This window comes from Lactobacillus johnsonii ATCC 33200, assembly GCF_000159355.1.
In the GTDB taxonomy this organism is placed as follows: domain Bacteria; phylum Bacillota; class Bacilli; order Lactobacillales; family Lactobacillaceae; genus Lactobacillus; species Lactobacillus johnsonii.
In genome coordinates, this window is record NZ_GG670120.1 from 618953 (window position 1) to 641118 (window position 22166).

The 22166-nt window shown below is 32.7% G+C and carries 20 protein-coding genes and 5 pseudogenes; 8 read left to right on the forward strand and 17 right to left on the reverse strand.

The annotated features are described in order from the left end of the window. Positions 1-51 precede the first annotated feature (51 nt). From mvk to fni, 4 genes are read left to right on the forward strand one after another with little or no spacing between them, the layout of a single operon-like run. Entirely contained in the window at positions 52-969 is a 918-nt protein-coding gene (mvk, locus tag HMPREF0528_RS02920) for a mevalonate kinase (RefSeq protein WP_004894905.1), read from the forward strand. Beyond that, positions 969-1934, forward strand: coding sequence for a diphosphomevalonate decarboxylase (gene mvaD / locus HMPREF0528_RS02925; RefSeq protein WP_004894908.1), 966 nt, complete (start codon positions 969-971; stop codon positions 1932-1934). Before mvk ends, mvaD begins: the two co-directional genes overlap by 1 nt. A gap of 34 nt (positions 1935-1968) precedes the next feature. Further along, entirely contained in the window at positions 1969-3042 is a 1074-nt protein-coding gene (locus HMPREF0528_RS02930; protein WP_012846136.1) for a phosphomevalonate kinase, read from the forward strand. Positions 3043-3053: 11 nt separating this feature from the next. Further along, positions 3054-4079, forward strand: a complete 1026-nt coding sequence (gene fni / locus HMPREF0528_RS02935; RefSeq protein WP_034525103.1) for a type 2 isopentenyl-diphosphate Delta-isomerase — start codon at positions 3054-3056, stop codon at positions 4077-4079. A gap of 172 nt (positions 4080-4251) precedes the next feature. On the opposite strand, the pseudogene HMPREF0528_RS02940 reads toward fni, so the two are convergent. Then, positions 4252-5463: pseudogene (locus HMPREF0528_RS02940) on the reverse strand (ATP-binding cassette domain-containing protein); the annotation flags it as partial. 10 nt (positions 5464-5473) lie between these two features. Here HMPREF0528_RS02940 and HMPREF0528_RS02945 point away from each other — a divergent pair. Both HMPREF0528_RS02945 and HMPREF0528_RS02950 read left to right on the forward strand, forming a co-directional pair. Beyond that, positions 5474-6687: pseudogene (locus tag HMPREF0528_RS02945) on the forward strand (MFS transporter). Positions 6688-6814: 127 nt separating this feature from the next. Further along, complete coding sequence (locus HMPREF0528_RS02950) at positions 6815-7624, forward strand: AAC(3) family N-acetyltransferase (RefSeq protein WP_004894923.1); 810 nt, start codon at positions 6815-6817, stop codon at positions 7622-7624. A gap of 41 nt (positions 7625-7665) precedes the next feature. Here HMPREF0528_RS02950 and rbsU read toward each other — a convergent pair whose 3' ends face one another. Further along, positions 7666-8556: a ribose/proton symporter RbsU gene (rbsU, locus tag HMPREF0528_RS02955; protein ID WP_004894925.1), complete on the reverse strand. Its 891-nt coding sequence runs from the start codon at positions 8554-8556 to the stop codon at positions 7666-7668. A gap of 75 nt (positions 8557-8631) precedes the next feature. Continuing rightward, a complete protein-coding gene (gene rbsD, locus HMPREF0528_RS02960; RefSeq protein ID WP_034525105.1) occupies positions 8632-9027 on the reverse strand; it encodes a D-ribose pyranase in 396 nt (131 codons plus the stop codon). Between the two features lie 423 nt (positions 9028-9450). On the opposite strand from rbsD, the gene HMPREF0528_RS02965 reads away from it, so the two are divergent. Further along, complete coding sequence (locus HMPREF0528_RS02965; RefSeq protein WP_004894932.1) at positions 9451-10302, forward strand: bifunctional methylenetetrahydrofolate dehydrogenase/methenyltetrahydrofolate cyclohydrolase; 852 nt, start codon at positions 9451-9453, stop codon at positions 10300-10302. A gap of 178 nt (positions 10303-10480) precedes the next feature. On the opposite strand, the gene HMPREF0528_RS02970 is transcribed toward HMPREF0528_RS02965, so the two are convergent. The 12 genes and pseudogenes from HMPREF0528_RS02970 to HMPREF0528_RS03025 form a co-directional block, all read right to left on the reverse strand. Then, a complete protein-coding gene (locus tag HMPREF0528_RS02970; RefSeq protein WP_004894934.1) occupies positions 10481-11077 on the reverse strand; it encodes a histidine phosphatase family protein in 597 nt (198 codons plus the stop codon). Then, the gene (locus tag HMPREF0528_RS02975; RefSeq protein WP_004894937.1) at positions 11077-11526 is read right to left on the reverse strand and encodes an ASCH domain-containing protein; all 450 of its coding nucleotides are present in this window, start codon (positions 11524-11526) and stop codon (positions 11077-11079) included. Before HMPREF0528_RS02975 ends, HMPREF0528_RS02970 begins: the two co-directional genes overlap by 1 nt. Beyond that, on the reverse strand, positions 11519-12301 hold the full coding sequence (locus HMPREF0528_RS02980) for a nucleoside phosphorylase (protein WP_004894939.1): 783 nt from the start codon (positions 12299-12301) through the stop codon (positions 11519-11521). Before HMPREF0528_RS02980 ends, HMPREF0528_RS02975 begins: the two co-directional genes overlap by 8 nt. An 11-nt stretch (positions 12302-12312) precedes the next feature. Then, positions 12313-13075, reverse strand: a pseudogene (locus HMPREF0528_RS02985) (nucleoside phosphorylase). An 8-nt stretch (positions 13076-13083) separates the two neighbouring features. Continuing rightward, the gene (locus tag HMPREF0528_RS02990) at positions 13084-13548 is read right to left on the reverse strand and encodes an NUDIX hydrolase (protein ID WP_004894947.1); all 465 of its coding nucleotides are present in this window, start codon (positions 13546-13548) and stop codon (positions 13084-13086) included. After that, positions 13549-14370 carry a phosphotransferase gene (locus tag HMPREF0528_RS02995; RefSeq protein ID WP_004894950.1) on the reverse strand — a complete coding sequence of 274 codons (822 nt, stop codon included), beginning with the start codon at positions 14368-14370 and terminating at the stop codon, positions 13549-13551. Next, positions 14354-14860, reverse strand: coding sequence for a kinase (locus HMPREF0528_RS03000; protein WP_151376148.1), 507 nt, complete (start codon positions 14858-14860; stop codon positions 14354-14356). Before HMPREF0528_RS03000 ends, HMPREF0528_RS02995 begins: the two co-directional genes overlap by 17 nt. Positions 14861-15024: 164 nt before the next feature. After that, positions 15025-16077: an MFS transporter gene (locus tag HMPREF0528_RS03005; RefSeq protein ID WP_234600835.1), complete on the reverse strand. Its 1053-nt coding sequence runs from the start codon at positions 16075-16077 to the stop codon at positions 15025-15027. Between the two features lie 45 nt (positions 16078-16122). Continuing rightward, positions 16123-16645 (reverse strand): annotated as a pseudogene (locus HMPREF0528_RS03010) (NUDIX hydrolase). Beyond that, positions 16635-17132 carry a GNAT family N-acetyltransferase gene (locus tag HMPREF0528_RS03015; protein ID WP_004894965.1) on the reverse strand — a complete coding sequence of 166 codons (498 nt, stop codon included), beginning with the start codon at positions 17130-17132 and terminating at the stop codon, positions 16635-16637. The pseudogene HMPREF0528_RS03010 and the gene HMPREF0528_RS03015 overlap by 11 nt, the downstream one beginning before the upstream one ends. Positions 17133-17149: 17 nt before the next feature. After that, positions 17150-17671 carry a GNAT family N-acetyltransferase gene (locus HMPREF0528_RS03020; protein ID WP_004894967.1) on the reverse strand — a complete coding sequence of 174 codons (522 nt, stop codon included), beginning with the start codon at positions 17669-17671 and terminating at the stop codon, positions 17150-17152. A gap of 149 nt (positions 17672-17820) precedes the next feature. Next, positions 17821-18081 (reverse strand): annotated as a pseudogene (locus tag HMPREF0528_RS03025) (alpha/beta hydrolase family protein); the annotation flags it as partial. Between the two features lie 4 nt (positions 18082-18085). Between HMPREF0528_RS03025 and HMPREF0528_RS03030 the strand changes: the two are divergent. Continuing rightward, positions 18086-18643: a hypothetical protein gene (locus HMPREF0528_RS03030; protein WP_004894974.1), complete on the forward strand. Its 558-nt coding sequence runs from the start codon at positions 18086-18088 to the stop codon at positions 18641-18643. A gap of 79 nt (positions 18644-18722) precedes the next feature. Here the strand turns inward: HMPREF0528_RS03030 and HMPREF0528_RS03035 are convergent, their stop codons facing one another. After that, complete coding sequence (locus HMPREF0528_RS03035; RefSeq protein WP_004894976.1) at positions 18723-20306, reverse strand: ATP-binding cassette domain-containing protein; 1584 nt, start codon at positions 20304-20306, stop codon at positions 18723-18725. Between the two features lie 2 nt (positions 20307-20308). Further along, complete coding sequence (locus HMPREF0528_RS03040) at positions 20309-21898, reverse strand: ATP-binding cassette domain-containing protein (protein ID WP_004894979.1); 1590 nt, start codon at positions 21896-21898, stop codon at positions 20309-20311. Positions 21899-22166 lie beyond the last annotated feature (268 nt).

Genomic DNA, 22166 nt, shown 5'->3' on the forward strand with positions numbered 1-22166 from the left:
TGAGACAAGGCAATTAGACTTAATGAAATTTATAATATAGGAAAGATAATTGTGAATAAAAAAATAGAAGTCAAAGCACATGGAAAAGTGATTCTTATTGGTGAGCATTCTGTAGTTTATGGCTATGATGCCCTCGCTCTTCCAATCCAGGCCTTAAATATCACCACAACTGTTGAAGAAACTGATGGTCCTACTTGGATGGATACAACTCATTATCATGGTGCTTTTTTTGATGCACCTGCTGAATATGATGGTATTAAATATATTGTGAAAACTTTACTTGAAAGAGTAAAAAACGCTCCTAATCTCAAAATTACTTATACTGGTGAAATTCCTATGGAACGGGGTTTTGGATCAAGTGCTGTTGTAGCTTTAGGAACTACCAAGGCTGTCTCACAGTTTTTAGGATTAACTCTTTCTGAATCTGAGATCATGGAAATCACTAATCATGCAGAAATGATTAATCATGGAAAAGCTTCCGGCCTTGACGCTGCTACCGTAAATTCCGATTACTTAGTTTTCTTCAATAAACAAGATGGACCAAAACAGCTTTTTCAAAAATTAGGTGCTACCTTATTAATTATGGATACGGGTGAACTTGGAAATACCAAAGTCGCAGTTCAATCAGTTAAAAAGCAAATGGATGAAAGTGATCTTAAAAAGAAACAAATTGCACGGCTTGGAGAATTAGCTACCGCAACACGACAAAATTGGTTTAACCAAAATGCAGAAGAGATCGGAAAGATATTTAATGAAGCCGAAGACATCCTTGCCTCCTTTAAGCTTTCAACTGAAAGAATCGATAATATTTGTAAAATTGCCAATGAAAATGGCGCTTTAGGAGCTAAATTATCTGGTGGTGGCTTAGGTGGCATTGTAATTGCACTATGTCCTAATCAAAAAGTTGCTCAAAAAATTGCCGAAAAGGCTAAAGCTAATTTTGATAATGAATGGATTGAGGAAATTTAATGAAGAAAACTGCTCGTGCCCACACTAATATCGCCTTAATTAAATATTGGGGAAAAGCTGACCAAGCTTTAAAGACACCGTTAATGTCTAGTCTTTCAATGACATTAGATGCTTTTTATACTGATACTACATTTGAACATGATTCTTCATTAACTGAAGATACATTTATTTTAAATGATCAAAAACAATCAGTAGAAGACAGCAAGCGAGTTTTTAATTATATTCATTTATTACAAGAAAAGTTTGGCATGACTGACCACTTTACAATTCGGTCTACAAACCATGTTCCTACTTCTGCTGGTCTTGCTTCCTCAGCATCAGCTTTTGCGGCTCTTGCAACAAGCTTTGCTGCAAGCTATGGATTAGATCTTTCTAAAAAAGAACTCTCAAGACTTGCACGGCTTGGGTCTGGGTCAGCTACTAGATCAGTTTATGGTGGCTTTGTTGAGTGGAAAAAGGGATTTGATGATGAGAGCTCCTATGCAGTTCCAATTGATGAAAATCCTGATCTTGATCTTTCTCTCCTAGCAATCGAAGTTAATACAAAGCAGAAAAAAATTTCCTCAACAAAAGGAATGCAGTTAGCCCAAACCTCTCCTTTTTATCAAACTTGGTTAGCCAGAAATGAAGAAGAAATTGCTGAAATTAAAAAGGCTATCCAAAATAATGACTTTACTAGAATTGGTGAACTTAGTGAACTAAGTGCAAACGAGATGCACGCTTGCAATTTAACTGCTAAAGAACCCTTTACTTATTTTGAACCGGAAACCATCAAAATTATTAAGTTAGTTGAAGATTTAAGAAAAAATGGCATCGAATGTTACTATACAATTGATGCCGGTCCAAACGTAAAAATTATCTGCACCTTAAGAAATAGAAAAGATATTATTTCAGCTGTTCAGAAAACCTTGACTAATGTTAAAATAGTCGTTGCGAGTTTCGGCCCAGGCGTTACTCTGCTTTAGTAATTTGAAAATAAAAAGATTAGAGGAATATTCGTTGATTACAGAACAAGCACCAGGAAAGTTGTATATTGCGGGAGAGTATGCAGTTCTTGAGCAAAACTGTCCTGCCATTTTAGTTGCAGTAAATGAATTTGTACGTGTTTCAATTGCAAAAAGTACAGGTACAAGTGGGTTAATTCATTCTAAACAGTATTCTCAAGATTCAATTCACTGGATCCGTAAAGGTAACCAAATGGTTATTGATAATCGTGATAATCCGTTTGAATACATTTTATCTGCTATTAAATTTACAGAACGTTTTTGTCTTGAACAAAAAGTTCCAATGTCTTTATACGACCTACATGTTAATTCAGATCTTGATTCAGCCGATGGTAAGAAATATGGTCTTGGCTCTTCAGCTGCTGTAACAGTTGCTACAGTGAAGGCTATCCTTAATTTCTATGGATTGCACTGTACAAAAGATCTTATTTTTAAACTTTCTGCTATTTCTCACTACAGCGTTCAAGGTAATGGATCTGCTGGTGATATTGCAGCAAGTGTTTATGGTGGTTGGCTTGCTTATCAAACTTTTGATAAAGCATGGCTTAAGACAGAATTAGCTACTAAATCTCTTAGCGAAGTTTTAAATGAAGCTTGGCCTGGTCTTAAGATTCAATTATTAACTCCTCCCGAAGGATTAAACTTGGTAATTGGTTGGAGTCAAAAGCCTGCTTCAACTTCTCAATTAGTTGATAAGACTAATGCAAAGAAAAAGTTTATTAGGACACAATACGACACCTTTTTAGATGAATCCCGAAAATGTGTTCTTGATATGATTAGGGGCTTTAATGAAAAAAATATTTCTTTAATTCAAAAACAAATTCGTTTAAATCGTCAGTTATTAAAAGACTTTGCTTCTCTTAACCATATTGCTATCGAAATCCCACGTTTAACTAAATTAATTAATATTGCTGAACAATTTAATGGCGCTGCTAAGACTTCTGGTGCAGGAAATGGCGATTGTGGTATTGTGATTGCAGATGAAAAAACTGATATCGAAGAAATGAAAAATAATTGGCGTAAAAATGGAATTATGCCATTGAACTTTCTAGTTCACTCAATTGCTTAGTGGGAAAAATTATGTCACAAAGATCTCAAAGAAAAGAAGAACATCTAGCATTAGCTAAGATGTTTTTTAATAGTAATAAAGATAATGATTTTAATCATGTTCATTTAATCCGCCCTGCTCTTCCAGAAAGTGCAGTAAGTAGAGATAGTATTTCAACTGAAATGTTTGGTCACCAAATTAGTGCTCCCTTCTTTATTAATGCAATGACTGGCGGCTCTGATACTTCCTATACCATCAATCAACGTTTAGCTAAAGCGGCTGCTGCAGAAAATATTCCGATGGCTTTAGGATCCGCTAGCATTCTTGAAAAAGAAATTGATCAAATAAAGAGCTTTGAAGTTGCACGTCAAGAAAATCCTGATGGACTAATTTTTGCAAATGTTAATCCAACTACTGATCCAAAAGTAGCTCAAAAGATTGTTGACGCTTTAGATGCAAATGCATTACAGATTCACCTTAATAGTGTTCAAGAAGCTGTAATGCCTGAAGGCGATCGAGATTTTCATTGGATAGACAATCTAAAAGAAATTAGAGATACAATTGATGTGCCAATTATTATTAAAGAAGTTGGAATGGGAATTGATCCTGAATCTCTTCGTACCCTTTTAATCAATGACTTTTCAATTATCGATTTAGGTGGAAGCGGCGGAACTAATTTTGCCCAAATTGAAAATGAAAGACGAAAGACTCAAAAATTAAACTTTTTAGAAGATATAGGTCTTTCTACTGTCAAAACGCTGCTTGCAGCACGTACTATCCCCGTCAATAAGACTATTATTGCGGCTGGTGGTATTACAAATGCACTTGATATTTTTAAGTCTTTAGTTTTAGGAGCACAGTATGTTGGTATAGCAAACTATTTCTTGCAGTTTGCTAGTCAAGATTCTGAGACTTTAATTGCTGCTATTCAAAACTTAAAATATGAATTAAAACTTTTAACTGCTCTATTTGGTTTAGATCATATTTCTAAAGCCGATGAAGTTAAATATTATTTGGATACTGATCTTTACAATTTCACTCGACAACTCTATAATTAGTGCTATTCCTTGGATGGCTGCTGTAAGCAGCCATCTTTTTTATTTTTTATGATATTAATGTTAAAGTAACAATTTTATTAATTTAAATATAAAAGTAAAAAGTTCATTAAATCAAATTTTGATCTATACCAAAAGTTAATTTAATGAACTTCATTCTACTAAATATCAAAAGTCAATTGATATTGGTTTTTATCAAATGAATTTCGCGGTAAAATAATTCATGCATTTCTTCAGTAAAATTATGGGCAATAAATACAATTGTCGCTTTACTTTTTAATAATTTGTCTAAAATATCAATGGTTTCACTTTGATCAATCGCACTCGTCCCCTCATCAATTAAAATAATATCACTATCATGAACTTGAGCCCTTGCTAAAACAATTTTCTGCCTCTGTCCTCCCGAGATGTTTAATTTATCAAGATTCAGTTTTTTATTAATGCCCTCATCAAATTTTTGCAGATCAGAAGATAAATCTACTTCTTCTACTGACCTTTCAACTTTATTATCTAGCTTATTGTTAAACATAGTAATGTTTTCTTTAATGGAGGCTGGGAATATAACCGGATCTTGCGGTAAGTATCCAATTGTTTTCAAATCTGGATTAATTTCATTTCCATCCTTATCTTCAAAAATAATCTTCCCAGCACTAGGTGCTAATTCACCCAATATCAATTTAAATAGAGTTGATTTGCCAGTACCAGAATCTCCTGTTAAGAGAATCTTTTCACCCTGATTAATCTGAATATCCGGATAACTTAGTTTTTCGCCATTTGGAAAATCGAGTCTTAATGATTCTGTTTTAATTACAGTAGGCATATTTGTTTTTTGCTTATCTGAAACTTGAACTTTTTCCGCTGCTTCATTTACTTCTTCAATTAGACTCTTTACTCCCTTCATTTCTCCTCTAGCCTGAGAGATTTCATTAATTGCTTGATTTAAATAAAATCTGAAATTTCCCACTATTAATAGAGTACTCATTTGTACTAAGCCATTTTTTACTAAAAATCCAGTCAAAACAAATATGATCAACCCAAACAATGCAGAAGCTATCCCGTTAATCGCATTAAGTAATTTAGTATAAGTAGTTTGCTTAACAGTTGCGTCTTCAAGTTTTTTACTAGCATTTTGAGTGACAGAAAATAGCTTTGCACCAGCTGCAAATTGTCTTAATTGATCTAAACCGCGTAGCCAGTCGTTTAAAGTATCTAAATATATTTCATTGCTAGTCGAAATAAGTTTATTAGCTTTTTGGAGTGGTTTTTCAATCAATTTTGGCAAAACTAGAGAAATGGCTACAATTATACAAATTGTAATTAATAGAACCCAATTTAACATAATTAAATATATGATAATTGTAATAAGTTGAACAACTCCAAAAATTAGATACGGGAAAATGACTAACAAAAATAACTATAATATTATAAACCTCTTAATCGGCCGGATCGGAACAAATGTTGCTGACTCTCTTTTCTATATGGCAATATTGTGGTACTTTAAAACCCATTTTAATTCACCAATGCTTCTTTCAATGATATTCATAGCTGAATCTAGCATTGATATGCTTTCGTTTACTTTAGGACCTATAATTGATCGCATAGATATCAAAAAAGCATTAAAATTAGTGACAATTATTCAAGCAATGCTGAGCGTAATCATTATTCCACTATTTAATAATCAAAAATTACACTTTTTAGCAATTATATTTTTGATAGTAGTCTATGTTTTGTCAACTATCGGCTCAACATTAATCTATCCTGCTGAAGACAAGATACTGCCCAATATAGTAGAAAAGGAACAGTTACCTAAAGTTAATGGGATTTTTCAAATGTCTTATCAAACTTTAGATTTATTTCTCAATGCTGGAGCAACAATTTTAATTACCTTTTTATCTATAAAAAATACAATTATTATTTCAGCATTAGTATTTGCATTTGCACTTTTGTTCTACACGCGTTTACACTTTAAACTTCCAGCTGCCTCATCACCTGAAGGTAATACTAGCTATTTCAAAGGTTTAGTGCGTGGTTGGCAAGCATTACGCACTAATAAAAATATTTTAATTTTAATCTTACCTTTTTCTCTAACCAACTTATTTTATGGAATATCATCTGTTGGTTTACCTTACTTTGCCACCAAATACTTAAACAATAGTGCAGTTAGCTATGGAAGTTTAGAACTTGCCTCTTCAATTGGAGGATTACTAGGCAGCCTTATCGTACAGCGACTTTACGTGAAAGACAGTCAACTAAGGCTATTAATTGTACTTGCTTAATGCTTTCTGGATTAGCAATTGTTTTAGAAGTGATAGCTGCTCCAATCTGGCCTATTTTAATTCTAATATTTGCCCTATGTAGTACTTTCTGGATTAGCATTATGAACATTAATTTTAAAGTTCTAGTTCAAGAAAGTTTTCCTTCTAGTTTATTAGGGCGAATTATCACGATTAACAGCAGCATTGTTAATTGCATGATTCCGATTGGATCATTTTTAGGAGGATTTATTGTTAAAAACTACGGTGCTCGTCCAGCCATTATTCTTGAAGGGCTGGCTCAGCTAGTGACAGCTGTCTTCTATCTAATAATGTTTTTAAAAAGAAAAAGAGCATAAATGCTCTAACTAAGGAGTTTTCTAATGAGTAATAAAAAAGTAAAAATTAATAATGCTGAAATAAAAACAAGAGTAGTTTTCTATCGTCCAAGTCAATGATTAATTTTAATTTAGAAAAGAGATTTTTATGGCGCAAGATTTGATTACTACAGTTACAACAAAAAATGATTTCAAACAGGCATTTAACAATGTTCATCTTAATGCTTCCGACACAGTTATTATCCATACATCATTAAGCAAGTTCTACTATGTTCCAGCTGGTCCTGAAACTGTCATCCTGGCACTTAAGGAGACAATAAGTAAAGGAACAATTATGATGCCTTCAGAAGTTTCGACAAATTGTGATCCAGCAACCTGGGAGTATCCTCCAGTTCGCTCTGATCTAATGGAAACGATTAGAGATAATATGCCACCCTATGATCCAATAACCTCAGCTACTGAGGGACTCGGAATAACACCTGAATATTTCAGAACTCTGCCTGATGTAGTTAGAAGTAACCATCCCTATCTACCGATCGCAATTTGGGGTAAAAATAAAATTCAAATAGCCAAAGAACAACCATTAAATCTTCCATACGGCATTAATAGTCCTTTAGATTATTTATACAAAAATAATGGTAAAATAGTTTTTCTAGGAACAGACTATGAAACTTGTACTGCACTTCACTATGCCGAATCGACAATTAATCGACCAACCGAAACATGGTCAGCTGCTACCGGATTCGATGAACAAGGTAAGACTACTTGGACTGATTATCAAAATGTTGATCTAGATTCTTATGATGATTTTAATGAGCTTGGATTAGCTTTCGAGAAACAATATCCCGAGTGCTTTAACCAGGTGAGCTTGAACAATAGTTTTATCAAGGTAATCGAAATGAGACCTTTAATTGATTTTGCTAGAGATTGGTTTAAAAAGAAAGATAATAATATATAACAAAAAAGTAGGAATAAATCCTACTTTTTTTGTTATATTCGTTATACGATCACGGTCATTGTAGCAGCTCCGATAATGATGGCTAAGCCAATTAAAGTAACTACCATTTCTTTCTTAGTCTTCTTTTCATGCAAGAACCAGATTCCAGTTAGAGTTGCTAATACTACAGATGTTTGTGACAAAATAAATCCAGTTGCTAAACCATTCATATTTGGTTGAGCCGAAATTAAATATGTCAATGCAGCAAATGCAAAGAAAAATCCAGAGATAATTTGTTTGTAAGAAACCCCTTGAGCTAAAGCGCTTCTTTGACTTGATTCTTTAACTTTTAAGTAAACTGCATAACAAATAGCAACTAAGCACATTCCAATAGCTTGTGGTAAAAATGCTTTGGATCCATCAATTTTAGCAGCTTGAGGGGCTGCAGAATATGCCCAATATCCAATTTCACCAACTAATAAAATGATTACGGCTTTTCTTAACTTAGCACTGTTTTCATCAGTTTTATGTTCACTCCAGGTTGTCATCCAAGCACCTAAAATGATCAGAGCTAATGCAAGAAAACCTACTAACTTATCACTCGTACTTGGCCAATCTCCTAAAGCAAATACTCCCCATAAAGAAGTACCTAACAACTGAAAGGCAGTTGTAATTGGCATTGCGCGTGATGATCCAACCAAAGTAAAAGAATGAAAAGTAAGAATCTGCGCACTAGCCCAGCCTATTCCGGAGATAATTGACCAAATCAAAGCAGCCCCGCTAGGCAACGCTATTCCTTGAACTAAGTTATAGACTAAAGCAAAGAGAAAAGTACCAAATGTAGTACCAATAATTTGATTTACTGGTTTACCGCCAATTTTTGAGGCAATTGTCGGAAACAAGCCCCATCCAAGTAATGGCCCTAAACCAATTAATAAAGCTATTCCATTCATACACTAAACTTTCCTTAAAATATAAAAGTAATTGTAGTTTACATACGCAATTACTTTTATAGCTAAATATTTACTTTAAAAAACTACTCCACTTTCCAAAATTACATTAGAATATGGAGTTTCTTCACCAGTTCTAATAAATGCTTTAGAAGACTTTAAGTCCTTCTTTAGTTCTGAATGAGGAATAAATTCAATCTCAACATTCGGAACTGCCTTCTTAATAGCTTCTAATTGCTTTGGATTTTCAGTTTTAATTTCCTCTGCAATATACATTTTTTGAACTTCTAATTCTTTCAAGACTTCTTCTAGAACATCAATAAATGATGGCAAGCCTGGACGCACAGATAAATCAATCTTTTCAGTCTCAGCTGGAACTGGAGTACCAGCATCTCCAACTCCTAGCCAATCCATGTGGCCCATGTCCGCAATTACTCTTGAAATATTAGAATTCATTACGCCAGTTTTTTTCATAGTCATTAATCCTTTTCTTAAAACACATTTACTAACATTCTAATATATATTTTTAAGATTAGCACTTTTAAAGCAGCTCATACATAAATTTATTCTCTTCACTTTTAATTTAAAAATAAAAAGAAACAGCAATACATTTTTATAATAATCACCATTATAGGAAAAAAACAAAAAAGAGAAGAAGACTGTAGTGACCCACAAAACAACAAAAAGCTGGTAATCCTTTTTTTGGAAATTATTACTTTTTTACTATATTCATATTATCTATCTTCCTTCTAAGTCTATCTAGAAAAATGTTATTATGGTAGTTGTTAATTTTAATTGATGAATTAAAACAATATGCTATTGATTTATTACAAAAGCTTTTTGATATGAATTTCTACTTTTATGGAGAATTTTTAGAAGAAAGGGGCGCTTTTATTAGTGACAAATATTATTAATGGACGTCAAATTGCCAAACAACTTAATCAAGAAACCAAAACTAGAGTTGATAAATTAAAAGAAGAAGGGATAATTCCAGGAATTGCGGTTATTCTTGTAGGAGATAATCCGGCTAGTGTAATTTATACGCGTAATAAACAGAAAACTGCTGAAAAGTTAGGCATGAAATCTATCTTGAGGAAATTTCCAAAAGATGTCAGTCAAGCTGAAGTTTTACAAGCAATTCATCACTACAATGACGATCCAACTATTCATGCAATTTTAATTCAGCTTCCTTTACCTAAGCATCTCAATCAAACCGAACTAATTGAAGCAATTTCTCCTGAAAAAGATGTTGACGGTTTTGATTCAAAAAATGTTGGTAAACTTTATAACAATGAGGATGGACACTATCCTGTTTCTTGTACCGCGCGCGGAATTATGACTTTGCTTCATTCTTATTTAGATAAAATTGAAGGAAAAAACGTAACAATCATTGGACGCAGCATTTTAGTAAGTCGCCCTCTGCAATCGCTTCTCATCAATGAAAATGCGACAGTAACAATGGTAAGCTTACATACAGATGATATCGATTATTACACTAAACATGCTGATATTTTAGTTGTGGCTGCTGGCAAAGCTAATTTGATTAAAAAAGATCAGGTTAAACCAGGTGCAACTGTGATTGATGTAGGAATTAATCGGATGGCAAATCATCACTTAGTCGGGGATGTCGATTTTAATAGTGTCAAAGAAGTAGCTGAAAATATTACCCCAGTTCCTGGTGGAGTAGGTCCAATGACTATCGCAACTTTAATGCAGCAAACCGTAGATTTAGCTGAATGGAATAAATAGAAAAAGGTGTTAAGTAGTATCAAAATATCTGCTTAACACCTTTTTTGTTTATTATTTTCTCTATCTCAATTGATTCAAGCTAGAGCCAAAGATTGATCAATTTTTTTATCTAATGAATTTTTTTACTCTATCTTTTCAAAAACTTTCCATATAAATGCTCTAAGAATATCCTAGCTGATTATTTTTTGAGATAGGGACAATAATTAGAACGATCTATTCGGTAATCTTTATTTTCAATTGTCCACTCATGCAAACATGCATCCCCAGTCCCAAATTTAATCTTTGCATCTATTGGTAACTTTAATAATGCATGATATAGTTGGGTAATTGTTCCACCATGAGTAACAATTACAATCGTATTATCTGATAAATTTTGACTTAATATCTCTGATAAAACACTCTCTACTCGCATTCTAAATTCGAGTTTACTTTCTTGCTTGTACAATGCTTTGTGGATAGGAACTTCAACCGCAGGATATTTTTGATAAGCTTTCTCATATGGTAAGCCAGCCCGGAGACCATTATTGAATTCTTTCAAATTATCCCTACCAATAGCTGAAAGGCCAGTTAATTCTTCAAGATAATGTGCAGTTTCACGAGCTCTTTTTAATGTACTAGTGTAAATTTTATCTACATTATAGTGATCAACAATCCATTTACTAGTTTTTAAAGCTTGCTTATTTCCACGTTCAGTTAAACTGAAATCAGCCCATCCTTCACATACTTTTAAAATATCTGCTTCACTTTCACCATGTCTAACAATTAGTAATTTCATTATTCTACCTTTTCAAAAACTTCACATACCATTGGTGCCTGAGGATAAAACGCTTTACCTGCTTCTCGATATTCCCAATCAAAAAAATCATCATGGGCTCGACGCCAATATTCATAACTTCGATCACCCTCACCTTCATGGTAGGCGTGTTCTTTAGAAATTAAATCATAAGGTATAATTTCCACTACCTTATCTTGAATAACACAAACAGGTTCTTCTTTACTATTCAAAACAATACTCCACTCACCTACTTGAGGTATTTTTTCATTTTTATCATAAAGTTCATAGGCAGATGTAGTAGCAGTTTTTATGCCTCGATTTACCAACTCAGCCAATTCGTCTGCATCTTCAGCAGTTACTCCAAAAGCCCATGCTTCTACCGGAGTATTACATTCTAAGTTATGACTTTGACAAAAATCTTGCCAAAATTGTTTCAGTTGCTTATTCATTTTTACCTAATTTCGTTAAAACTTTAGATCCAATCTCTAACCCCGCACTGTGAGATTCATACCCCCAGTCGCGTTCATCATAGTTTTCTATATCAGCCAATGTATCAGCAGTAAATAAAATTTGAGCGAAATCCACTTTTCTGAATTGCGCACAAGCTGCCAAAGATGCACATTCCATTTCAACAGTTGCAGCTCCTAATTGACGAAAATGTGCAACTTTCTTGGGCGTTTCTCTGAAGAAGCCATCAGTTGTCCAAGTTGTAATTTCATCATATTTAAGATTTAAAGTAGCTAATACATCTTCTATCCGCTTTAAGAAATTCTGATTCAAATCGATAAATTGACCTGGCTCCATATAATGAAAAGAGGTTCCTTCATCACGAATTGCACGTTTGACTAGTAACATCTCATTTTCTGGTAAATCAGTTAACGCCCCCGCATTACCAACAGTTAAAACTTGGTTCACGCCATAACTAATCAACCAATCAAGTAATTGAACAGAAGCAGGTCCTCCAAGCGGGGCTTGACATAAAGTAAAATATTCACCGTTTAATTCAACTTCATAAATCTTGGGACTAAAAGAAACTGAATCAAATTCACCTATCGTGCGGTGAAAATGCTGATCTAAAAATATATCAATTTCATTCTTAGGAACAAAGGCATAAAGCAAGCGTGAATAAAAATGAAATGGTTCCTGATCATGATCTGGTTCAATTACTGCATGCTGGTTTGGGTCAAAATCTAAAATAAATGGTTGTTTCGTTTCTTCTTTCATACCTATTCCTCCTACAATTTTTGTAATATCTCAAAGCAAATTTCTAATCCACGCCGATGTGAATCGGTTCCTCCATCACGTGGATCATAGTCCTCTTCATTAGCTAAAGTATCAGCTGTAAACAAAATTTTAGCAAATTCAACTTTTCTAAATTGTGCACATGCTACTAGTGCTGAACACTCCATCTCTACTACAGATGCCCCTAAGTCACGAAATTGCTTTACTTTTTTCGATGTTTCTCTGAAAAAGGCATCTGTTGTCCATGTCGTCACTTGCTCGTATTTGTAGTCTAGCTCAGTTATTGCTTTTTTTACCTGACTTAAAAATTCGGTGTTCAAGGCGACGGTTAGACTATCTTCTAAATAATGGAAAGAAGTTCCCTCATCTCTAATTGCCTTATTTGGAATAAACATTTCATTTTCTGGTAAATCTATAAGCGCACCAGCATTTCCAAAAGCTAGAACTTTTTTGACACCATACGCAATTAACCAATCAAGTAATTGTGTGGCTGCTGGCGCTCCTAAAGGAGCTTGGCATAAAGTAAAGTATTCTCCGTTACTTTCAATTTCATAAATGTCTGGTTGAAAGGAAATGGTATCATACGATACCTAACACTTTATGGGGAACTTGTTCTAAAAAATTATCAATATCTTCTTTAGGGACAAATGCAAATAATAATTTAGAATGAAATTTAAACGGTTGTTTTTCATAATCGGGTTCAATAACAGCTTTGGGATCTTTATCTATTTGTAAAATACATCGCTCTTCTTTCATACATACTCCTATTCAAAAAATGGATAATCACCTTGATAGTAATGCTCAATAAACTTTAAATGCTGCTTATTAAAAATATCCGGTAAATTATCTTTAGGAAAATATTTTAACTCCAATGTTTCTGAATCTGGTTTCTTATTCGTTTTGCCTACTAGCTCTACCAAGAATTCAATTACGACAGCTTGGGCTACATCCCCATTAGGATAATGCTGGATAAAATCTGTCGAAATTCCTAGCAAAGATTTAATTTTCACTTTCAATCCTGTTTCTTCTAAAAATTCACGCACACATGTCTCTTGAGCAGATTCTCCAAACTCCATTGCTCCACCTGGCAGACCCCATGATTTAAAATCTGCTCTTTTCTGTAATAAGATTTCATCTTGATCGTTAACTAAAACTCCACCAGCAAAATTTAAAATTAGTGGTTCATGCCCTACTTTTTGACGTAAATTTTTAATGTAATCTTGTTCCATCTATTTCTTCTCAATCGTGTCTAACATTGTCTCTCCAATATGTCTGAAAGCCAGATCCTCGATTTTCTCAGTATAATTAAAAATTCCAATTGCAGTAGTAAAAACCAAATATTGTTTTGTTAAGTCAGATAAGTGATAATTAGGATTCTTACTTGAATATCCCGCCAGAAATGATTGAATCAATTCTTCATTCAAATCAAAATCTTGGTAAAACAGTTTTATAAAATCTTGGTAAACTGGGCCTAAACGCGCTTTTTCAAAGTCAATAAGTGCTAGCTTGCTATCAACATATTTATAGTTTCTGATGCCCACATCACCATGCAAGACAAATTTTGAATGTTGAGATAATTCTATCTTAATTTCTTTTTTATAAGGTAGAAATTGACCAGTAAGTTTCTTCAATCTTCTTTTGTATGAACTTTCTTTAAAAAAATCTATTTTAGCCAGATAATCATCAAACTGTCCATTAACAAGCTTAATTCTTATAAATGGTTTCACCTTTAAATGATACTCTCCTAATACTTGTCCCATCTCAAAAGCTAGATTCGAATCAATCTTTTCTCCTATATCTTTTGGTGAGCAATCTTTTAATACTAAAATAAACGTATTATTAAGAGAAAAACCGCCTAAAACGCGATCATTTAACTGATTTGTAACCATCTTTTCAGTGTAATAACCTTGCTCTTTTGCAAATTGTTTTACAAAAATCGATTGCCGATATAAATTACTATAGCCAACAAAAGTGCTGTTAAGTGATTCATGATTAATTTCGTGCAAGTCAGATTCCAACCGCCTATTTAATTGATTAATGATTGTTGACATAGCTAATATCCTTCATAATCTTTTTAGTTTCTTGCCTTAAAGTTGTTCGACTAGAAAACTTAGTTTCAGAAATAAAATTTATATAGTCTTTTTCTTTCCACCACAAACGCATTTGTTTTTCTCCAAAAGAACTAATATGACGCTGCTTATGGCGCATTAGGAGTTTCTCAAAAGAAATATCAAAATAATATGCAAAAATTTCCTCACCAAATAGCTCCTCTGCTTGTCTAAACAAAGGAAGATACCATTCTGCATTCAAAATACCTTCAAAGATCACATAGTCACAATTTCGATAACCGTAATAAAGTAAATCCTCAAATAATGGCAACCCTAACGTGTTTTCTCCGTCCTTAACTCGTAGCATATCTCGTCTAACTGTATCTTGTGAAATCAGTAAAGTATTACGTGGCAGACGTTGATGAATTTCTTTTGCCAGAGTGGTCTTACCACTGCCAGAATTACCTCTGATGATAATTAATTTAGACAAAATAATTACCTCTTTTTAAAATATGAAATTTTACATCTCTTCCTTCCGCTTTATCAACGGAATTATTAATAAAACAATGCTGAAGTAAGCTGCTGATACAAAAAACATTACTTTTAAATTCCCAGCCCACTTCATAATTGCGTTACTTACAAATAAAGAAAGACTGACTAAAATTTCAGCAATAAATGAAATTGTCGAAAGCATGGTAGACTTGTTGCTTTCTCCATAAATTGCTTCATTACTAGTAGCAGAAAATCTGTCTTGACATCATCCCACATTAATAATTCAATCAATAGAAAAAGACTCAATAATAAATATTTATTTTCTAAAATTCCACTCAAAACAAGCACAGAAATCATGCACAGTGTATTTAATATCGTGATGCTTCTTGAACTAGCAAATGTCGATATTCTATTAAATAGAAGCGATCCTAAAATAAGTGCACACATAAATAAGGTATAGACAAGAGATAAGTTAAAGCCTAATTTTTCAACGTAGATAATCGACCAATATATTAAAATAAATTGCGTCCCACAATCATATCCAACGTTTAGCAACAACAATATCCAGAAATTTATTTTTTTAAAGAAACTAGCGATATTTTTAATACTATTATTTTTCCGCTTATGCGCTGCCTGATTATCCGAAAAAGATAAAAACTTTATCATGACAAAAATAAACGCAGGATATAATCCTAATCCTATCAAAGCAAACCAAACTGGTGCAGTATCTGTAATTGCAAAGAGCTCGGTGTCAATATTTCCACCTATTAAGGTGGTTAAATTTAGGATAATCACTTGCGTCCCCATTAACTTGCTATTCGGAAAAATATGATTTTGCTCCTGCAAGTCAGTTATATAAGCAATGAGTGTTCCAGAATTAAGTGCAAGTCCAATTCCATATAAAAGTTCTGCTAGAGAAAAAAATAAAAAGTTTCTAAATAGAATTAGGATTAAAAAACTACTCGCAATAATTATTGAAGATAAAGCTAGAACCTTTAACCTTCCAATTCTATCTCCTAAATATCCAGCTGGTAGCAACCCTAGCATGATACCAATATTTTGAAATGATTTTATTGAACTGATATTAGCAGTCGGGATGCCATTTTTAGCATAGAATAATGAAAATATTCCTGACATTGATGATCGGAATAGTGTAAACACTGCCGTAAAAGTTAAAAATAAAACTGCAATTTTAAAGCTTACACTTTTTGATTTCATAACCATCAATCCCTTTATTTTTTATACTGCTATATAAACTTATTTCTACTCAAACTCCGCCTGCCAATATGGATCATGATATGCCTTAAAGCACATTTCTACCTGCTCACGTGATCCCTTATCTTCACTCAACTCGGGTAAATCCTCTAACGCAAAATAATCACTTGCAATAGTTTCATTGTTTTCTTTAAAGCTTCCACCAACCGGCTTACATAAGAAAAATACTGGCTAATTCCATAAGGATACATCCCTTTATAGTGCTTATTACTATCATGAATTGCAACTAGCTTTTCAACAGTAATATCAATGCCGGCTTCTTCCTTGAACCAGCAACATTTTATTATCCTTGAATATTGCTGCTCGCGTTGCAATCTTAGAAGTTTGATAACCAACTTCGTTGCAGAAGAGATTTTTAACTTTCTCAATTGGCAAAACTGCCTTCTCAGCTATCATTTTAGCCGAAATATCGCGGATTTCTTGATACATCAAAACTATCTTTTCCATATGTTAATCCAGCTTGCGCTAAGCTTTGAAGGCGCATAGCCCAATCAACAACTTTATCTGTCATTATTTTCACCACTTAAATCGAGCAATAACACAATTTCTTCCCCATCTTTTTCTCCATTCGAAACAAACTCAGCTTCTTTGTATAATTTTTCCGCCCAGTCGTTTCCAGGTACATAGGACAAATATATTTTTTTACTCTCACCTAGAGGCTTCGTTCTTATATACTCAATAAGCTTATTTAGTGCTTTTTTGCCTAACCCTTTTCCCTGGTATCTTTGGTCAATCATAAAGCGCCAGATACAATAATTATTACGAGCTACTCTTGGGGCTCCGTCCCAATTGAATACATTAAAGTTAATCATAATAAAACCAACTAATATATCTTTTTCATACACAGCAAAAGTTTCAACTCGTTCATTTTCATTCTTGGTAGCATAAGCTTCTAATAAACTAACTGTATTAGTCGCAATATATTTCTTTTGATTTTCCTTAACTTGAAGATTGACAACATCCCACAGATTTTTGTTCGTTATCTTCTTAAATTCCATCTCTGTTCCTCCGGACTTTACTCGTTCTTCAATACAAAGACTTTATGATCATTTTCATCATCTTTCACATACTGAAATCTTGCACGCTGGGCTACATGTTGACTAGCTAAGTTATCTTGAGCTGTTCGTAAAATCAAAAATTCTAAATTTAGCTGTTTAAAGGCATACTCTACTAAAAACTCAACTGATTTAGTCATAATTCCTAAATGCTGAGCATCCGCAGAAAGCCAATACCCTACTTCACCTGATCGTTGATTCAACTCGTGTAAATCAATCATTCCACTAGGGACACCATCAACTAAAATAACTAAATTAAATGCCTCCCCAGCAACCATCTTTTCTTGAAACATTTTAATTGATGCAGCTTCATCTTTAACAGACTTAATTTTTTCAACCCACTCTAAATATTTAGAAAATTCAACAAAATTCTTTTGAAGTTGATCAAACAGAGAAGCAGCTTGCCAGACTTCTGGTAAAACTAATTCAATTTTCTTATTTCCAGTTGAAAAATTATGTAAAACAAATGCAATATATTTCATAAATGATGCTCCTCTTTTCTCAATGATTGAATTATATTAAATTTTACTTAAGAATATTTAATATTTCAAGCGCAAATTCATAAAAAATATTCACAAAAAAATAAGCAGCAATTAGTTAAATAATTACTGCTTATTTTGATACTATACTTTTACTTTATTATAAACTCACTAACTAATTTTAATACTTCAGGTCTATTTTTTCCCTTAAACATGTGACACTCATCTGGAATTAAATGGAGCTCACTTTTAGGCAAAAGTGTATGGAATTTTCTTGAAGCATTAGGTGATACGACTTTATATGCTAAACCATGAATCAATAGAACTTCTCTATTATAATGTTCCGCTGTTTGATAAATCGGTAATAATTGTGCCGTTCTAAAGTAAGCTCCTCCCACTTCAAAGCCACTACAAGTTATGCTTGATTCAACCCAAAAGTCTTTAATCGATTTTTTAACTAAAAATGGCTTTCAATTAAAAAGACAGTGTTTTTCATTAACTGTTAAAAAACATAATATGAAATTGCTTCCTGAAGAAAAAATAACTATTCAAAAATTCGATATGCACAATAATAAATATTTAGACTGTTGTGATTTTCTATACCAATATTATAAAAACAGTCATAAAGTTGTGTCACCACTAACTATCTCAAAAGATCAGTTTATTAAAGAAGTTCCTACTAAAACAGGATATTATCATCTTAATAAAAATTTTCAAATTGAAAATATTATTTTTACTGAAAATAATGAAATTGCTTATATCTGTTCTACGAATCCAAAAACATGTCCTAAGTTCACTCAAAGCGTGCTATTAGATATGTTCAGCTCTTTCGAAAGTATATTTTTTGAAGCAGACGATACTGATTGGGCAGCAATGGACTTACTTAACCAGTTTGATGTAGACGTAACTCAAAGTTTCAATACATATATTCTAGATACATCCGTTACTAAAAACAAGTTAGACAATGATCTTTAATTAAAAATACATCCCTTTAGGCAGAAAATACTGGCAATCAATATTTATTTTAACGTTGATTACCAGTATTTCTTTATCGTCAATCTTTAACTAAATGAATTTCACGATCAAATAATGCACGCATTTCTTGATTAAAATTATGCGCTATAAAAATAATCGTCTCTTTACCCTTAACTAAATTCTTCAAAATATTCATAGTTGCCTTTTGATCTATCGCACTAGTTCCTTCATCGATCAAAATTATGTCACTTCCATGAACTTTAGCCCGGGCTAGAACAATCTTTTGTCTTTGACCGCCCGATATATTTAGTTTATCTAGATCTACTTGATGCTCTAATCCTTCTTTGAATTTAGCAATATCATGAGTAAAATTAACTTCTTTGATTATGGGCTCTACTTGAGAATTTAATTTTGAATTAAACATAGTAATGTTTTCTTCAATCGTTCCAGGAAATAGATTTGGATCTTGTGGAATATAACCAATCTTCGACATATCAGGATTAATTTCTTTTCCATCTTTATCTTTAAAAATAATTGATCCTTGTGTCGGGTTTATTGAACCTAAGATCAATTTAAACAAAGTAGATTTTCCAGCTCCGGAATCCCCAGTTAACAAAATTTTTTCTCCAGATTTTATTTGAATATCAGGAAAACTTAGCTTCTCACCGTTTGGAAAAGCTAAAGCTAAATTCTCAGTAGAAATTAATGCTGGCTTTTTCCTCTCAACTTTTGAATTGTTTTTTATTGGTGCAGAATCATTACTAATTTGGCCCATTAGTTCTTCAGAAGATTTCATAAAACTCAATGCTTGGATCATTTGTTGCAAGCCGATTGAAATATTAGCTGCAAAATTCTGTACTGACATGATTGCACCAAAAAGTACTTGTCCTTGAGTGATCATATATCCAGTAAGAGCAAGAAGGATTAATTGTCCTACTGAATTACATAGTCCATTTATTACAATTAGTTCTTGCTGCGTACCAGTTTGATGAACATGGGCTTTTTCAATCTTATTAGCTGCCTGACTCTGAACCTGAAATAGCTTTGCACCAGCAAAATATCTGCGTAATTCTTCAACTCCAGAAAACCATTTTTCTAACGTATCTAAATAATGTTTATTTTGAACAGAAACATTGGTTGTCGCCTTTTCCATCTTTTTCTGAATAAGTTTAGGAATATAGTAAGATGCAATATCAATCAAAATACTTACAATAAAAATTTGCCAGTGAATTGTAAGTAAAGCAACCAATGCAGCAATAAACATTGTTCCATAAAAAGGAACAATAGGATACCAATCAAAATAATTTTCTCTTACCATCTCAAGGTCGTTAGTCATTCGATTTTGAACCGCAGCTATTTTGTGATACTTATTATCCTTAAAGTAATGACTAGCAAGATTATTACGAATTTTTTTATTATATTCCTCTTCTTGAATACGAGTAACAAACTGAATGTAATAAATTAATCCTTGCGCTGCTAAATATAAGAGTCCGATAACAAGACTTGTCCATAATACTCCCATCCAGTTTTTATTCTTGATAAAAGTTAACCAGTACATTTGGACATACCCAGCACCAATTGCGCCCAATCCAGAAATAATGGATAAAAAATTGATATAAATAAATCTAAGGTAGTTTGTCTTGATAAATCCCTTAAAGCTCATTCCTAATCCCCTCCATTTTTCAAGCTGATTTTCCGATCGAACATGTTCTCTAGCTCATCATTAAAATTATGAGCAATCATGACAATAGTAGTTTCCTGATCAAGTAAATTTTTCAAAATTTTCTTTGTTGCTTTACTGTCAATTGCACTTGTTCCCTCATCAATAAAGAGCCATTTTGATCCGGCTAAAATTGCTCTTGCCAAAACGATTTTTTGCTTTTGTCCTCCTGATAAATTTCCTTCATCCAAATTAATTTCATGCTTTAAACCATCTGGGATTTTTTTAAGATCATTTTCAAATTCAACTTGTTTAACTATTCTTTTTACTTTCTCATCAAGCTTTGAATTGAACATTGTCATATTATTTTCAATAGTATCAGGAAAAAGAGTATTATCTTGTGCTACATATCCAACTTCATCCCGATTGAGTTTAATTTCTTTTCCGTTCTTATCTTCAAAAATCACTTTGCCACTAGTTGGTGATAATTTACCTAAGATCAACTTAAATAAAGTCGATTTTCCACTACCACTATCGCCTGTTACTAAAACTTTTTCACCACTTTTTATAGTTAAATCGGGGTAAGAAATAAGTTCACCATTCTTAAATTGATGCTGTAGCCCCTTTATTTGTAATTTAGTTACGTTTTCATCTTGATGCTCATTTTGTAAAGGTGCGCTCGCGCCTTCTAATGAGGTTATCTTTTCATTTAACTTTTTTGATGATTTAATTAAGTTCCATTGCGTAGCTAATAATGCAGTACCATTCATAACTGTCGAACAAAATCGAATTGTTGTAATAACGGCACCAAAGACTATTTGCCCATTAAAGTATAAATATGCAGCCAGAATCATCAAGATTATCTGTCCAACTATATTAACAATAGAGGTAGCTAAGTCGGCCATAGCAATAGTTGCACCTTGGTGAATAGCCGCCTTTTTATAAGCAGCAGCTGCTTGATTCATGGACTCAGAATAAATTCTAAAACTACTATATCTTCTTAATTCATCTAAGCCATTAATCCAGTTTGAAATTGCTTTTAAAAGTTTTTCATTGCTTTTAGTGACTTCAATCGTCGCATTTGAACTCATATTTTCAAATACCTTTGGCAACAAAAGTGAAACTAAAGTTAGGATAAGCGTTAATAAAACTAAGCTCCAATTATAAGAAAATAACACTGCTATTGAAAAAATAACCATCAACCCATCTAAGAAGGCAGCTTTAATTGGCTTTAAATAGTTTCTAGTTAATTGATCCAAGTTAGCAGCTAAATTATTTTGAACTGACGCCGTATCATCAATTTGCTTCTTAAATAAATATAAGCTGATCTTTTTTCTTATTTTATGTAAATAACTTTGACTTTGTTTACTGTATAAGTAGTCTGAACCCGAACTCAATAATAACCGGCAAATATCACAGAACCTTGATAAAGCAATAAAGATTACAAAGCCTAAAAAATTCAAATTTTTTAAATTATTAAATGCCGGTGTCATCAAATACTGAGAAAGGGTATCTATTACAGCAGCAAGTATTATCATTAAAAAAATTAGAATAAAGCGACCTTTATTTATTCTAAATATTCCGCTTAGCTTCATCCTTAACCTCTCCTTTTAATTTTTTATTTATATTTTAATATTACTGTGCAGATTTTAATTTACAAGCCATTTTTATTAAGTGGTCAAAAAGATAAACTAAGATGCAAAATTATATCGGTAAACTAACCTGCACCGCCGTATATGTACATTTTTCTCAAAGAAACTATAGTAGTATTTTCTATGCTTACATAACTTTATTAATTAAAAGTCATAATTAATACAAGAAAAGTCTTTAAATAATCTTTTATCTTTACTTAAAATATTAGAT

Bases quoted from the DNA above. Each gene is read 5' to 3' on its own strand.
- HMPREF0528_RS02975 (WP_004894937.1), bottom strand. From the start codon at position 11,526: ATGAATAAGCAACTGAAACAATTTTGGCAAGATTTTTGTCAAAGTCAT.
- mvaD (WP_004894908.1), top strand. From the start codon at position 969: ATGAAGAAAACTGCTCGTGCCCACACTAATATCGCCTTAATTAAATAT.
- rbsD (WP_034525105.1), bottom strand. From the start codon at position 9,027: ATGAAAAAAACTGGCGTAATGAATTCTAATATTTCAAGAGTAATTGCG.
- HMPREF0528_RS03040 (WP_004894979.1), bottom strand. From the start codon at position 21,898: ATGAAGCTAAGCGGAATATTTAGAATAAATAAAGGTCGCTTTATTCTA.
- HMPREF0528_RS02970 (WP_004894934.1), bottom strand. From the start codon at position 11,077: ATGAAATTACTAATTGTTAGACATGGTGAAAGTGAAGCAGATATTTTA.
- HMPREF0528_RS03005 (WP_234600835.1), bottom strand. From the start codon at position 16,077: ATGAAATCAAAAAGTGTAAGCTTTAAAATTGCAGTTTTATTTTTAACT.
- HMPREF0528_RS03015 (WP_004894965.1), bottom strand. From the start codon at position 17,132: ATGGAATTTAAGAAGATAACGAACAAAAATCTGTGGGATGTTGTCAAT.
- HMPREF0528_RS02950 (WP_004894923.1), top strand. From the start codon at position 6,815: ATGGCGCAAGATTTGATTACTACAGTTACAACAAAAAATGATTTCAAA.
- HMPREF0528_RS03030 (WP_004894974.1), top strand. From the start codon at position 18,086: ATGCTTGATTCAACCCAAAAGTCTTTAATCGATTTTTTAACTAAAAAT.
- HMPREF0528_RS02980 (WP_004894939.1), bottom strand. From the start codon at position 12,301: ATGAAAGAAGAAACGAAACAACCATTTATTTTAGATTTTGACCCAAAC.
- HMPREF0528_RS02990 (WP_004894947.1), bottom strand. From the start codon at position 13,548: ATGGAACAAGATTACATTAAAAATTTACGTCAAAAAGTAGGGCATGAA.
- HMPREF0528_RS02995 (WP_004894950.1), bottom strand. From the start codon at position 14,370: ATGTCAACAATCATTAATCAATTAAATAGGCGGTTGGAATCTGACTTG.
- rbsU (WP_004894925.1), bottom strand. From the start codon at position 8,556: ATGAATGGAATAGCTTTATTAATTGGTTTAGGGCCATTACTTGGATGG.
- fni (WP_034525103.1), top strand. From the start codon at position 3,054: ATGTCACAAAGATCTCAAAGAAAAGAAGAACATCTAGCATTAGCTAAG.
- HMPREF0528_RS03035 (WP_004894976.1), bottom strand. From the start codon at position 20,306: ATGAGCTTTAAGGGATTTATCAAGACAAACTACCTTAGATTTATTTAT.
- HMPREF0528_RS03020 (WP_004894967.1), bottom strand. From the start codon at position 17,671: ATGAAATATATTGCATTTGTTTTACATAATTTTTCAACTGGAAATAAG.